Here is a 13,300-nt window from a genome sequence, read left to right as displayed (position 1 = left end):
CGTTTTGATGCACCGGCGGACGATGACCAGTTTGAGGCGCGGTCGCTTTGGCAACACACCGAACGACTGTAAGCAATTGGTCGTGAAAAATATGGATGGAAAACCGCTGATGAAAACCTTTGATGAATCAAAATCCATTCGTGCAAGTCGGTCGAATCGGAGTCAATCGACCGGCAGCTCCGCATCTGGTGACAACCAAATCAGCAGCGTAGTCCGTCTGATGAGCGAAACCGCTCATGATTTGCGATCGCCGCTAACCACCGTCCGCGAAGCGATTCGGCTGGTGCATGACGGCGACCTCGGCGAAGTGACTGCCGAACAAACCGATTTGCTGAAGACCGCGATCGACCAATGCGATTGCATCGACCAAATGGTCGGCGAAATGATGCAAATGGAACGGCTTCGCGTGGGCGCACCGCGAGCAGATCGCAAATGGGTTTCGATCGACCAAATTCGTGCGACGGTTGACCAGACGCTTAGCCCATGGTCGACGCCCCATCAGATCGATGTGTTGTGGGACGCGGATCTTCGCCATGGCAGTTCAAGCATGCCGAATGTTTACGCCGATCCATCGATGATTCGTCGCTTGATTGTCAACTTGGTCGTCAACGCGATCCGGGCCAGCGACCAAGGCCAAGAAGTTTTGATTCGTTTTGCAACGGCGGACAACGGTGACTTTGTTCGCTGCAGCGTGATTGATCGAGGCCGTGGAATTCAAGCTGATGACCTAAAGCGAATCGCCGATCATCATGTTTCGTTTTCAGGCGGCGAAGGACTGGGAATGACAATCTGTCGCCAATTGGCCGCAGTTCATTTTTCGAGCCTGCACCTGAGATCAAAACTCGGGCAGGGAACCGAAGTCAGTTTCGAGCTACCCGCTGCCGGTCCTCGGTCCGTCGCGATCGCTTGGGCTCGCTGGCGAGACGCGATGAAGAAGATTTCAAATGAGTCCAACGCACGTCCGCTTGTTCGTCCCAGACGTCGAGATGAAACCCGATCAATCGCCAGCCCTCATCAAGCTGAGATAAACCAACAAGGTTCAGTTCAAGCCATTCGGTTGGACTCGCCCGCGGAAAGCGTTCGATCTTGCAGCGTTGCACTTCATCACCGTGACACAAAACCAAGAGTCGCAGATTGCTTTGCGGCAGGTATTGTGACTCTTGGGGCGGCGGTTTCCAAGCAAATGGCTGATGAGTTTGGCGATGTTCTCAATCGCGAGCTTCAAATGTTCGACATGAACTACCGCGTTGACGCTCGACGCTGGGTTTGGGTTCTTGATGCCGACCAGAATAACATCAACAGTCGCATCGATTCCATTGAACAGGCAACTCATTCGCGGTTGGAGGGCGTACGATCAACGTGGAGCGAACCGCAAATCATTTCCGTCGATTCTAAGAGTTCGATGCCGCGACTAAGTGACCTGATGGTGCGACAGGCGTTGTCGGCATCAACGATCGATCACGGACTGGGCCATGACGAAGTTCGCTTGGGAACGTCACCGATCAGCGAATCTGACACCGCAAACCAACGACTCGATCAAGAGCTACGACGTTTGAGTCAACAGATGAAAGCACAGACGCTGCGTTTGAAGCAGCAATCACAAAACCTTCGCCCACGTGGCTGAGACCACGCGTTTTGTAGCGTTTTGTAGGCCGGAACAAGCTGGGAAGATTGCAAATTGCAACATGAACATTGCAAGTTGAGAATTGATTCACACAGCCCACGATGGAAAACTTGCGACTTGCAATGTTCATCTTGCAATTTGCAATCGTCATTCCACGTCCATGTGACGAGGTGACTCAAGATCACTGCGAATCGCAATTACGGCGATACCACCGTGTTGCCTCGCTGGTAGTTTTCTTTTTGAGTCTTGTAGATATCGGCGATGTCAACGGGAAGCCGACGACGGTTGACCGCTGACTCCTTTTCAAAGTCTTCGCCGCGCGTTGCGGAACCCAGTGGCGTCGTCAGCGTGTCATCGATCGTTCTCAGATAGCTTTCCAGCTTCCACGCTGGGATGATCGTGATTCCGTACTGACTCGCTAGTTCTTGCATCTCGCCACGTTTACGCAGTTCTTCTTTCTGCTGCTCGGCTTCTTCTGCACTTGCAGTGACCGAAACCTCGGGTGATTCACCGATCACCAAGAAGCGAACGCCTGCGTCTAATTTGCCTGTCATTGTCCCTGATGCAGAGACCTCGGCGACCACTTCAGCACCTGCTGCCTTGATCTGGCCTTTGATCGCATCGTTGTCAGGCCTTCCATCGCCATCAATGTCGATGTCACCAGCGAGCGCGATCTTGACTCGACGACCGGGTGCCCAGAACGGCGAGTAAACTTTGTCGCCAGGAATGATCGGATTCTCGATCTCTGGAATCGCGACGACTCGAGCGGTCGCCAAGTGAGGACCATCCACTTTGATCACTTGGATACTGGCTTTCACCGATGCATCTTGCAATCGAGTTTCTTCACCATCGATGACACCGAATGTCACGCCTGGTCGCAGTGCATCCGCGGATCCAAGATTGATCATCACGACCTTGCCGCCGGAAACAACGAACCGAATCAAACCTTGGGTGGTTTCAAACTGGTCGTTCAAGAACTTGTTGATCTTTTTCTTTTGCGTGTCGATGGTGCCAAGAAGTTGCGTGTTGTCCTGTGCAAGTTTCTTGGTTTCGTTAGCAGCCTTGGAACGAAAACTGTTGTAATCCTGAACGATCTTATTGAGTTGATCTTTTGTCTGTTCCTTTTCCAAGTTCATGCGATCGCGGTCTTCGGCGAACGCGTTGCTTTGTTCCGCAAGTTTCTTGTTGGCATCAGAAGCTTTTTCTTCCGCCATGGCTTTCGCCTTTTTAGCGTTCGCGATTTCAGCTTCGGCGTCGATGCGAATCTTGGTCTTCTGTTCTTGCGATGTCGCGTATTGTGTGTTTCGATCTCGCAACGCATTGAGCAAGTATTCGGGTAACCCTGGGTAGTTTCGTTTTTCCGGGGGAACTTCGGGACCAAAGACGGTCATGTCACGAGCGAACCGTTGCTCGATATCAGTCATCTCGGGATCGTCGGACGCGTTGCTCTTCATCTCATCGATCTGAGCTTGCGTGAACCCCCCGACACCTAGCATCGCTTTCATTCGGGTCAGTTGGTTCTCCATCGTGCGAACCTGGGAACTGACGGTTTGCAGTCGGTCCTTCGCTGATTCGGCTTCGGTCGAAAGGAAATCACCATTCCGCCAAAGGAAGAAATTCAGCGCAAGGGAGAGCACCAGAAAAATCATGCAGGCAATCAAGCTGCCGCGGATGACGGAATCGTCGCGAGCCACCATGGTCGTTTTTTCTGCGTTAAAGAAGAAAAGTTGGAAGGGAGAAGGACATAGCCTATTTACTGTGTAGGTTGATTCTACCTCGGACGCAAAGAAAAACCGCGTCTGCAACGCCGGATTTGACGGCATTTAGCGGTTATCAGCGTCAACCGGGTATTCAGGCTGGAAAATCAATCCGAATCCACGGTGCGAAACTTTCCAGCGGATTGGCGGTTAGAACCTGTTGTTTAGAATTAGGTCCCGGATTTACTCTCCGATTCTTCAGTCCCCCCACCTACAAAACTCCTTCCCAGCACCATGACTCTATCTGTTTCCAACCGATCTCGTGCCACCTCCCGCCGACGTGGCTTCACTTTGCTGGAACTGCTGCTCGTTCTGGCTATTTTGGTCGTGATCGCCGGAATCGTGACCACCAACATCTCCGGTGCCAGCACTCAGGCGAAAGTCGATGCCACCAAAGCTCAATTGAGCGGGCTGAAAAGCCACATTTCGATGTACCAAATCCGCATGAATAGCCTGCCTGAAACGTTGGAAGAATTGAAAGACGGCCCCAGCGATGCTGCGAAACAGGCCAAATGGGTCGCACCGATCATCACCGAAATCCCCACCGACGCCTGGGAAAACCAACTCGATTACAGCGTCAATGGCAACACCTACACGATTCGCAGCGGCGGAATCGACGGTCAAATGAACACGGATGATGACCTGACCGAAGAAGGGCAGTGAGTGATGCACCGAAAACCTCGATCCGGGTTCACGCTGCTAGAACTGCTGCTGTCCCTCGTCGTTTTCGCCGCCATTGCATCCATCGCTCTGCCTGGCGCGGCGGTGCTATTGGCTGATCGCAAAATTGTTCGCGGCGGCGATCAATTGCGAATCGAGATGACTCGAACCCGCGTCGATGCAATGCGAGGCGGACGCGTGATGATGATCGAGGCCGGAATCGGCGGCAATCAATTCCGTGTCCGACCGTATTTCTCCGCCAGCGATTCGGTGGAAACCATTGACGGCAACTTTGGCCAAAGCGGGCTGAACACCGGTGCCGACCAGGCCATCGTCACAGCCGTGATCGCAGACCCTGATGCGACGCAGTCGTTCGAGATTTCTGAACAGCTAAGTGTGGAATCGGTCCAAGTTGTTTCGGCTGCTCGAGGTGCCGAAATTAGCCAAGCAGCAACGTTCAACCCTACCAGCAGTGAATCCAATCTGGACGGAAACCAGCAATGGAGCCAGCCGATCATGTTCTATCCCGATGGAACGACCAGCACGGCGGCAGTCACGATCGCCGACGAAAAATTCGGCAAGGTCGTCGTCAAGCTACGCGGCATCACCGGCGACGTTTCGGTCACCGAGGTCTCGCCATGACAGTCATCGTAACAACCACTCCAACAAAGCAACGTGCTGGGTTCTCGTTGTTAGAACTGATGCTTTCGCTTGCGATTCTGGGTGGATCACTGGCAATCCTCAGCCGCATTGTTGACACCGGCGTCAGTGCCGCGATCGAATCTCGCAGCCTCGCTCAAGCTCGCATGGCATGCCAAGCCAAGCTTTCCGAAGTCTTGATGGACACCGCATTGGGCATTCAACCTCAAACCGAAATCAACGTGCCGATGGCTTCGTTCGATTCCAGTTCGACGTCGCCGATGAACTATTCTGTCGAAGTCGCCCCCGCATCCGTGGATGGACTGCTCGCGATTCGCGTTACCGTCCAAGTTCAAAATGACGCTGGAACGGCGCAGATCGCTAACCACTCACTGACGCGATGGACCGTCGATCCAGCACTTGGACTGGAAGAAGCCGAGGCAGAGGAACAGGCGGCACTCGCTGGTGAAACCGCCGAAGGGGAACAATGATTACTCCGCGCCATCGTCTAGCCTTCACTCTGTTAGAGCTAGTTCTAACGCTCGCGATGTCCGTTGTTTTAATGGTCCTGATCGGCGGCGCGATCCAGTTCTATGGCCGCGATATGAACTTGCGCGACATGGACGTTCGACAAACCCAACTGGCCGGTGCCTTGTTGCAAATGATCGAAGACGACTTACGCGGCACCGTCTTTGGCGAACCAGCCGACATGTCACCGCTGGAAACACTGCTGGTCGAATCCACCGGCGGACAGCCGGAAAACAGTGCAGACTTATCGGCAGCGGGCATTGATTCGGAAGACGACATGACGGCAATCGATTCCAGCGCCGACTTGATAACGTCAACCTTGGTGCTGCAATCGCCTGGACTGATTGGTGGACAAAGTTCGATTCAGTTTGACCTCAGCCGTCTGCCACGATTGGAAGAGTACCAAGTGATGATGGACGTCACGGTTGGAAACTTAGAAGATGTCCCCAGCGACCTGAAAACGGTGGCTTATTTCGTTCAAGACGCTGGCACGATTGGCGGTGTTCAAGACCAACTGGAAAGCGTCGGCGATGATCAGCAAGCGGGTTCCGGCGGAACCGTCAGTGGCGGACTGGTGCGACGATCAATCGATCGCAGTGCCACCGTTTTCGCTGCCACAAACAGCGGCATGACAACTCTTTCGCAATCCGGCGACCTGCTTGCACCGGAGGTTACATCGATTTCGTTTCAGTACTTTGACGGAATCAATTGGTTGACGTTTTGGAACAGTGACGATTCCGGCCAACTTCCCTACGCCGTGAAGGTTCAACTAACCATGGCTGACGATTCAAGCATCGAAGAAGGTGCCACGCGAATTTTCTCGCACGTCGTCCGCTTGCCGATGGCCAGAGAGGCGGAAGAAACCAGTGAAGAGGATACAGAGAGCGAAGAAATGGCGGAGGCAGGAATATGAGGAACAACGATATCAGAAACGCCGCGAATCGCCGAGGATTCTTTTTGGTCATTGTCTTGATCGTCGTCGCGGTCGCAACGATGGCGGTTTACTCATTCACTGAATTGATGGTCAGCCATGACGACGCGGCTTATCTGGCCGGCGATGTCGTCCAAGCTCGAGTCAGTGCCGAATCGGGTGCCGAATCGATTCGCGTTTTGTTGGCACAACCGCCTCAATCGCGGCTTGATTTTGGTGGAACGTACAACAACGCTCAACTGTTTCAAGCGATGACGGTGACCAGCGATTTGGATGCGGACCGGCAATCAAGTTTTTCAGTCATCTCGCCATCGCTTGACGAAAACGGATCCTACGCCGGCATCCGCTACGGGCTGCAAGACGAATCAGCCAGACTGAATATCAACGCGCTGCCCGTGCTGGAACAAAACTCGGCTGCATTGATGCCGACGCTGTTGGCTGCCGGTGATCAGGCCGACGATGTTGATGCCGACAACATCGCGTTCTCGCTGTTGATGGCACTGCCCAACATGACCGCCGATGTTGCCGACGCGATTTTGGACTGGGTCGATGAAGATGACGAAGCGAGAGAAACCGGGGCTGAATCGGATTACTACGAAATGTTGCCGACACCCTATTCGGCAGCCAATGGACCGATCCGCAGCGTTGACGAATTGTTGTTGGTGCGAGGCGTCACACCGACATTGCTGTTTGGTGCGGACAGCAATCGAAACGGAGTCATGGATGCTGACGAACAACAGCGTTTCAATGTGACGATCGATACGCCGGGCGCACTCGGTTGGTCGGCCTACCTGACCGTCCACGGTGCTGAAGCCAACAAGACGGTTAGCGGTTCGCCGCGAGTGAACATCAATCAAGATGATTTGGAAGTACTCTACGAAGAGCTGTTAGAAACCAACTTGGGCGAGATCTACGCCACCTACATCATCGCATTCCGAATTGGTGGTTTCGCGAATTCTCCGTCAGCCATCGCCGCAGCCGCTGCGGGCCAACCCGCCGACAGTTCGGCCGCGGTCCAGGGTGCCCAAGGTCGCGACGGTGGTTTGTGGACCGCTGACCTGTTTGACCAATTGGACTTATCTGGCGGTGGCGGAACCAACGCAACACAGATCCTGGACTTGCTCGATTCAGAAGTGGTGATTGGGACCGGCGACGATGCCGTCGTCTACACATCGCCGTTCGTCAGCGACCCGGTTGCGATGTCCATTTACATGGCTGATTTAATGGATTCGGTGACCACTCAGGACTCGGCAGTCATGCCAGGTCGGATTAACCTGAATGAATGCCCGGCGGAATTGCTTTACGGGATCCCGCTGCTAAGCGAGGAATCTGCATCGGCAATTCTGCAGGAACGAAACCCCATGTCGGATGACCCGGGACGTCGCTTTGAAACGTGGCCACTGGCCGAAGGCTTGATTAGCCTGGACGAAATGCGTTCGCTGGTTCCGCTGCTTTGCGGCAGCGGTGACGTCTATCGAGCACAAATTATCGGCTACTTTGATCGGTCGGGAATCTCGCGACGTGTCGAAGCGATCATTGACGCGACCACGGTGAACCCAAAACTTGTTTCTTGGCGAGACCTAAGCCACCTGGGCCGTGGGTTCGACCAATCCGTTTTGGGTTCGCGAACGCAAGTTAATTACTAACGAAAACACTCATGAATAAAATTGCAATCGACTGGGACGAAAATGAATTGCGTCTGGTGGTCGGCGACGTTCGCGTCGGCAAAGCCAAGATTACCGACGCAGCGGTATTGCCGCTGGAAGTCGATGGAATCAAGCGTGACGTGTCGACGGTCTTGCGCGAGGCCATTGCTGAGCGTGGACTGGAAAACTGCGAAGCAATGATCGCGATTGGTCGCGGCAAAGCCGAACTGCGCGAACTGCAATTGCCGCCGGTTCCAGACGAAGAACTACCCGACATGGTTCGCTTTCAAGCCGTTCGGACGTTCGCGTCGTCGGGTGAGAGTTCGATCATCGACTATCTCGTCACCCAACGCAGCGATACCGGGATTGAATTAATCGCCGCAGCGATGGGCCCTAAAGATCTGGCGCAAGTACAAAAGGTTTGCAAAGCAGCGGTGGTCGAGCCAAAGCGAATCGCGCTGCGACCGATATCGGCAGCCACGTTGTATTTGACTCAGCGAAAAACGAACCCCGATGCAAATGTAGTGTTGGTTGACTTGCTTGGTGACGACGCCGAGATCGTCATCGCCCGCGATGGCCACGTCATCTTTGTCCGCACCGTTCGCATTCCTGCTTCTGAACCATCACGCGGTCGGGCGCTGATTGGCGAATTGAAAAGGTCACTGGTCGCCTGCGGTGACGATGCCAAGCCAGACAAGGTAATCCTGTGGGGCAAGGAATCGGTTCACCAAAGTGATCGAGAATTGTTGTCTGGCGTTTGCGAGGCAAACGTCGATGTCATCGATCCGTTTGACTTAGCCAACACCGATCGAAAGCTAATCGATTCGCTTCCCAAGCATGTGGGAAGGTTGGCACCGCTGGTGGGATTGCTGGTTGCCGAAGCAAGCCACCCCGAACTGTTGGTCGATTTTCTGAACCCACGGAAACGTCCAGAGGTCAAGCCAAATCACGTTCGCACAGGCTTGTTAGTCGCAATTCCGGCACTCGCAGCGTTGTTTCTTGGATACATCGTTTATTCAAAACTTAGCTCTCTTGATCAGCGAATCGCTGAACTAAAAGAAGCCAACAATCAGTTGCAAAAACCGGTCGATGAGGCTTTGAAAAGCATCGGACGTACTGAACAAGTGGACCAGTTTTTGGACGGCAATGTCCAGTGGCTGGATGAGTTTCGTCGTTTAGCCGAACGAATGCCGGGTTCAGATGAAATGATCGTCCGAAGCATCAACGCATCGGCGGACCAGCGATCGGGCGGTGGGAAATTCGTGGTCAGCGGCGGTGCGATCAGCCCCGATTCGATCGATCAATTTGAAAGCTCGCTAAGAGACGATTTCCACACGGTGATCGGCGACGGAGCAAGCGAAGAGAAAACCAACGACGCTTATCGTTGGGGGTTTACCGAAACAATCCAAATCGACGCGGAACGAATTCGCAACCAACGGTACGAACGAATCCTGGCGGCATTAAACGCAGAAACATCGAATCCTGAAACAGGGGATTCCGACTCGTCTGAATCCCAAGACGCTCAGGAGGTGCAACCATGACTCAACGTGAACGGTTTCTATCACTGTTGATCGGTGGACTGCTGTTGGGATCTGGGATCTGGTGGGCGCTTGGGAAATACCAAAGCGCGATCAAGACTCGCAATGGACAAATTGCAAGTCTCGAAAATCGACAAGCCGAATTGAACGAACAGCGACTGCAAGGCGAATATGCCAATCGGCAAATGGGCGAGTACATCGTCCGCTCGCTGCCAGGCGATGCCGAGACCGCGCAAAGCCGCTACCAAAAATGGCTGCTATCGGCGATGCAAGAACATCAAATGACGGATCAAAGTGTTGATCCAACTTCATCACGATTGATCGGTGACCTGTACCGTCAGTTTTCTTTTCGCGTTCAAGGCAACACGACATCTGAAAACGTCATTGATCTTCTGCACGCGTTCTACTCCAAAGACTATTTGCACCGAATTCGCAGCCTGTCCATGCGACCGAGCCGGACTGGTGGTTTCCGAGTGGAAATGACCGTCGATGCGATCGCGTTACAGAATGCTCCCGCTGATCTGGCGGAACCAATGCGGCAGTCTTGGCAGGTCACCGAATCCGCCCAGCAGTATCGCAAGGCGATTCTTGATCGCAATCTCTACGAACCTCCCAACCAAGCACCCAAGTTCGCTGGCAAAGATCAACTCGATGCGATTGTCGAAAAAAAGACCACCATCCCGCTCGTTTTCAAAGATCAAGAAGATCATGAGATGACGTTTGAATTGGTGGACAAGCCAACTTTTAAGGATGAATCTGGATCGCTGACGATTGATGAAAAAACTGGAACGATCGTTGTCGAAAGCAGCGAAAAGAAACCGATTGAAATCACCGTTCGCGCGACCGACAAAGGCTATCCCAATCGATCAACTCAGCAGAAACTAACAATCAATATCGTCGATCCGCCTCCGCCACCAAAGCCAGAACCACTGAAGCTAAAGTTTGATGATGCCAAGCAAACCGTGCTAACCGGTCTCGTTCAAGGCCGTGGTGAATGGACCGCTTGGTTGAATGTACGAACCCGCGACAAAACGCTCAAATTGCGAGTCGGAGACTCATTTGAAATCGGCAGCGTCAAAGGTAAAGTTGTGGAGGTCAGTGCTAAGTCAGCGGTGCTGGAAGCCGATGGTCAAAAGTTTGAGCTCAAACTTTTTGGTAACCTAAGCGAAGGTGCAAAGACAGCAAGCGAAGTTGATTGAGAGCGACCATATTTCTAACCAAACGACCAATACCGGATCATCCATCGATTGCCGTTGCGTATCGTTGGTCTTTTCAAGCGGCACCCGCGCGGTCGACGAAGTAACGCTGAGTGTCCCCGCCGGTAAGATCATGTCGTTGGTTGGCCCTAGCGGTTGCGGCAAAACGACCATGCTGCGGATGATCGCTGGTCTGGAAAAACCAACGGCCGGCGAAATTCAAATCACGCCCTCGATCGATGGTGCCGCTGGCGAAATTGGATTTGTTTTTCAACAGCCCTCATTGCTGCGTTGGCGGACCGCGATCGAAAACGTGACGCTGCCATTGGAATTGATGTCCAGTTCTGCAACTCAATCGCAAAACCGATCGACCGCCGCACAGATGCTGCAGCAAGTTGGGCTGGCCGATTCAGTCAACCTGTATCCCCATCAACTATCCGGCGGCATGCGGATGCGAGTTTCGATCGCCCGCGCCCTGGTCACCCAACCGAAAGTCCTATTGCTGGACGAACCGTTCGCAGCGCTCGACGATACGCTCCGCGAACAATTGGGCGGTTTGGTCTTGGACCTTTGGACGCAGCGACCGTTGACCATTGTGATGGTCACGCACAATATCGCCGAAGCGGTCATGCTGTCGCATCGCATCGCCGTCATGCGAAATGGAAAGCTAGCCGAAACGATCGACAACCCAATGCCGTGGCCTCGTGACGATTCAAACCGAAGCCAAGCTCCGTTTAGTGACACTTACCAACTGGTCCGGTCTGTGATGCGAGGCGACGACTGATGCCTGGCAATTGGAAGAACAATGTTAAATGGAAGAACAATCTGAGCGGTGGATTGGCGGTTGTCACCGTTGCGTTGATCGCCATCGGTGTTTGGCAAGCGATCGTTTGGTATTGGGGTTTGCCAAAGGCATTGCTTCCAACACCCAAGCAGACCTTCGATTCGGCGGTGATGAATCGCGAATCACTTCTGAAGGGAATTTACTCAACGGCATGCGCCGCCGTGATGGGACTGGCCGTCGCGATCGCGTTGGGTTCGGTGATTTCAATCGCACTGAGTCAATCGAAGTGGCTTCGCATCGCAATCTTCCCATACATCATCTTGCTTCAAACCGTTCCTATCGTCGCGGTGGCACCGCTGTTGATTATCTGGAGCGGCTACACATTTCGATCGGTCGTGATCGTCACGGTGATCGTGTGCCTGTTCCCAATCGTCAACAGCGTTGCGGCCGGGTTGACTCGAATTGATCAAGACATGAACGATTTGTTTGATCTGTACAAAGTCAGTCGAGCCAAACGTTTACAGAAACTTCAAATTCCATCGGCCATCAATGATCTCGTGATCGGATCCAAGACAAGCAGCGGATTGGCGGTGATCGGAGCCATTGTCGCTGAGTTTTTCGTCGGTAACGGAACTCGCTACGACGGACTGGGAACTCTGATTACTGGTTGGCAGGCTCTCAGCAAAACGGACGCCTTGATCGCGGCACTGTTTGCATCGGCCGCACTTGGCCTGGCCATGTTTGCAACGGTCCATTTTATCGGTGCCGTCGTTTTACGCCGCTGGACATCGTGATAAAGTCTGTTGACTGACCAATCATCCATGCCCACAAGACACCCAACCGTTGCCCAATGCGTACGTGTTTGATCCTCGCGACGTTCTGCCTTTTCCTAGCCGGATGCTCAACTGCCAAGGAAGACAATTCAACTGGTGATTCCGTCGCCGTTCAGTTGAACTGGTATCCCGAAGCCGAACACGGCGGAATTTACCAAGCGGCCGCCGACGACACCTATTCAGCCGCTGGAATGAACGTTGACATCCGCCCCGGTGGTCGTGCAACACCAGTCGCGCCGGAACTGGAACTCGGGCGAGTTCAGTTTGCGATGGCCAACGCGGATGATGTTGTCGCTTTTCGGCGTCAAGGAATGGACATTGTGGCCGTCATGGCGGTAGCGCAAAACAGTCCACGGTGCATTTTGGTTCGCATTGATAGCGGCGTGAATTCCTTCGATGATCTTGCGGGAATGACGCTGCAGAGACAAACAGGACGATTGTTTCTTGACTTTATGCGTTCGAAAGGCATTCTGGACGACGTGCAGGAAGTTCCCTATCACGGCAGCATCACATCCCTGGCCGCTGATCCAAAAATCGCAGTCCAAGCTTACTCGTTTGCCGAACCGCTGCTGGCACGACAACAAGGCATCGAAGTTCGCACGCTGATGGTCAGCGATCTCGGTTGGAATCCCTATTCCAGTGTGCTGATCACAACAGGAAAACTGATTCGCCAGCAGCCTGAACTGGTCCAACGATTCGTTGATGCTACACGCACGGGATGGCGCAACTATTTCGCCAACCCAGATCTTGGAAACGAAGCCATCTTAGCCGCGAACGAGCATGGCATGACTCCCGAAGCACTTTCGTTTGGTGCCACCGAGTTGCTTCCGCTGGCGATGCCCGAAGGCATGAAGATGAAAGACATCGGCATGATGACTAGCCAACGCTGGGAAGAACTCATCTCGCAGATTGACGCCGTCGCGCCGGATCAAGCAACACCCGTCAAAGCATCCGAGTGTTTTACGCTTGAGTTCTTGTAGTTGAGCGAGTGTGTTTTGTGGGTCGTGAAGGCCTGTCGATTAAAGTGAGCCGCAGGCGCGTAAGGAACGTACGACTTTTTAGAGTCGCCTTTCGCTCGGGACGTCGCATCAGTTACTGCGCGTTAGGCCCGGAGGGCCGGCAGCTCCCTGCCGGGTGCGCGAGCACCCGGATGGCTGCCCAGCG

The 13,300-nt window shown here is 53.6% G+C and carries 12 protein-coding genes; 11 read left to right on the top strand and 1 reads right to left on the bottom strand.

All coding sequences use genetic code 11. The features are described from left to right. Nucleotides 1-109 precede the first annotated feature (109 nt). Entirely contained in the window at nt 110-1,624 is a 1,515-nt protein-coding gene (locus RC85_RS14625; protein ID WP_160148100.1) for a sensor histidine kinase, read from the top strand. 197 nt (nt 1,625-1,821) lie between these two features. On the opposite strand, the gene RC85_RS14620 is transcribed toward RC85_RS14625, so the two are convergent. Continuing rightward, nucleotides 1,822-3,321 carry a hypothetical protein gene (locus tag RC85_RS14620; protein WP_068264155.1) on the bottom strand — a complete coding sequence of 500 codons (1,500 nt, stop codon included), beginning with the start codon at nt 3,319-3,321 and terminating at the stop codon, nt 1,822-1,824. Between the two features lie 294 nt (nt 3,322-3,615). Between RC85_RS14620 and RC85_RS14615 the strand changes: the two genes are divergently transcribed. Genes RC85_RS14615 through RC85_RS14570 form a run of 10 tightly spaced genes read left to right on the top strand, consistent with a single transcriptional unit; the run spans nt 3,616 to nt 13,116 of the window. Beyond that, nucleotides 3,616-4,044, top strand: coding sequence for a type II secretion system protein GspG (locus tag RC85_RS14615; RefSeq protein WP_068264153.1), 429 nt, complete (start codon nt 3,616-3,618; stop codon nt 4,042-4,044). Nucleotides 4,045-4,047: 3 nt separating this feature from the next. After that, nucleotides 4,048-4,683 carry a prepilin-type N-terminal cleavage/methylation domain-containing protein gene (locus RC85_RS14610; protein ID WP_068264151.1) on the top strand — a complete coding sequence of 212 codons (636 nt, stop codon included), beginning with the start codon at nt 4,048-4,050 and terminating at the stop codon, nt 4,681-4,683. Further along, nucleotides 4,680-5,171 carry a type II secretion system protein gene (locus RC85_RS14605; RefSeq protein ID WP_068264149.1) on the top strand — a complete coding sequence of 164 codons (492 nt, stop codon included), beginning with the start codon at nt 4,680-4,682 and terminating at the stop codon, nt 5,169-5,171. Before RC85_RS14610 ends, RC85_RS14605 begins: the two co-directional genes overlap by 4 nt. A gap of 56 nt (nt 5,172-5,227) precedes the next feature. After that, a complete protein-coding gene (locus RC85_RS14600) occupies nt 5,228-6,121 on the top strand; it encodes a prepilin-type cleavage/methylation domain-containing protein (protein WP_157593935.1) in 894 nt (297 codons plus the stop codon). After that, nucleotides 6,118-7,785, top strand: coding sequence for a type II secretion system minor pseudopilin (locus tag RC85_RS14595; RefSeq protein WP_068264146.1), 1,668 nt, complete (start codon nt 6,118-6,120; stop codon nt 7,783-7,785). Before RC85_RS14600 ends, RC85_RS14595 begins: the two co-directional genes overlap by 4 nt. Before the next feature lie 11 nt (nt 7,786-7,796). Further along, nucleotides 7,797-9,326 (top strand): type IV pilus biogenesis protein PilM, encoded by a 1,530-nt coding sequence (locus RC85_RS14590; RefSeq protein WP_068264144.1) that lies wholly within the window; start codon nt 7,797-7,799, stop codon nt 9,324-9,326. Then, a complete protein-coding gene (locus tag RC85_RS14585) occupies nt 9,323-10,522 on the top strand; it encodes a cadherin repeat domain-containing protein (protein ID WP_068264142.1) in 1,200 nt (399 codons plus the stop codon). Before RC85_RS14590 ends, RC85_RS14585 begins: the two co-directional genes overlap by 4 nt. Continuing rightward, nucleotides 10,515-11,303 carry an ABC transporter ATP-binding protein gene (locus RC85_RS14580; protein ID WP_157593934.1) on the top strand — a complete coding sequence of 263 codons (789 nt, stop codon included), beginning with the start codon at nt 10,515-10,517 and terminating at the stop codon, nt 11,301-11,303. The genes RC85_RS14585 and RC85_RS14580 overlap by 8 nt, the downstream gene beginning before the upstream one ends. After that, nucleotides 11,303-12,097, top strand: coding sequence for an ABC transporter permease (locus tag RC85_RS14575; RefSeq protein WP_084422688.1), 795 nt, complete (start codon nt 11,303-11,305; stop codon nt 12,095-12,097). The genes RC85_RS14580 and RC85_RS14575 overlap by 1 nt, the downstream gene beginning before the upstream one ends. 56 nt (nt 12,098-12,153) lie before the next feature. After that, nucleotides 12,154-13,116, top strand: a complete 963-nt coding sequence (locus tag RC85_RS14570; protein ID WP_068264140.1) for an ABC transporter substrate-binding protein — start codon at nt 12,154-12,156, stop codon at nt 13,114-13,116. Nucleotides 13,117-13,300 lie beyond the last annotated feature (184 nt).

The sequence above is a fragment of the Rubripirellula obstinata genome, assembly GCF_001642955.1.
GTDB lineage: Bacteria > Planctomycetota > Planctomycetia > Pirellulales > Pirellulaceae > Rubripirellula > Rubripirellula obstinata.
The sequence above is the reverse complement of the archived record's forward strand: the minus strand, read 5'-3'. Positions and strand labels throughout refer to the sequence as shown.